This window comes from Gordonia otitidis NBRC 100426 (genome assembly GCF_000248075.1).
Taxonomy (GTDB): Bacteria; Actinomycetota; Actinomycetes; order Mycobacteriales; family Mycobacteriaceae; genus Gordonia; species Gordonia otitidis.
Map to the genome: position 1 here is coordinate 1 of NZ_BAFB01000243.1, position 940 is coordinate 940.

The 940-nt window shown below is 66.0% G+C and carries 1 protein-coding gene; it reads right to left on the reverse strand.

Features of this window, described 5'->3' with window-relative positions; genetic code table 11:
• Nucleotides 1–940: ABC transporter ATP-binding protein (locus GOOTI_RS23475; protein ID WP_007241096.1), on the reverse strand; the 940-nt coding region annotated here is incomplete at both ends.

Here is a 940-nt window from a genome sequence, read left to right on the forward strand (position 1 = left end):
GGCGATCAGGGGTGTGAGGTCGAGTACCTCGAAGACACGCTCGAAACTGACCAGTGCGCTCATGATCTCGACGCGTGCATTGGCGAGCGCCGTCAGCGGTGCGTACATGCGGGTCAGCAGTAACGCCAGTGCCACAACGGCTCCCGCCGACAGATGCTGGTGTACCGCGAGCCATCCGCCGAGGCCGTAGACGAGTGCGAGCGCCAATGCCGAGACCAGGGTCAGTGCCGTGATGAAGATGCCCTGCAGCATGGCGCGGCGCACCCCGATGTCGCGGACCCGGTCTGCGCGCGTGGCGAACGCGCGGCTCTCCAGTGCCGGGCTGCCGAAGAGTTTGATCAAGGTGGCGCCGGGCGCAGAGAATCGCTCGGTCATCTGTGTCGACATGCGCGCGTTGTGTTCCGCGGCTTCCCGGGAGAGTGCCGCCATTCGTCGGGCCATCCGTCGGGCGGGTATGACGAAGAGCGGCAACAGGATCAAGGCGAGCAGTGTGATCTGCCAACTGATCGCGAACATCACGCCGAGCGTCAGTGCGAGCGTCACGATGTTGGACACGACTCCCGAGAGCGTGTCGCTGAACGCACGCTGTGCGCCGATGACGTCGTTGTTGAGGCGACTGACCAACGCGCCTGTGCGGGTTCGTGTGAAGAAGGCGACCGGCATCTTCTGGACATGGTCGAAGACCGACCGTCGCAGGTCCAGGATGAGTCCCTCTCCGATGTGCGCGGAGAGCCAGCGTGTGCCGATCGCCGCGGCCGCCTCTGCGACGGCGATCAGCGCGATCAGCACGGCCAGACCGACGATGGTCCCGCCTGCTCCGCCGTCGCTGATCAGATTCACGACGCGCCCCGCGAGAATCGGGGTGACGACGGTCAGGACCGCGGTGCACACCGACAAGACGAGAAACACGGTGATCCGGCCGCGGTGCGGGCGCGCGAAC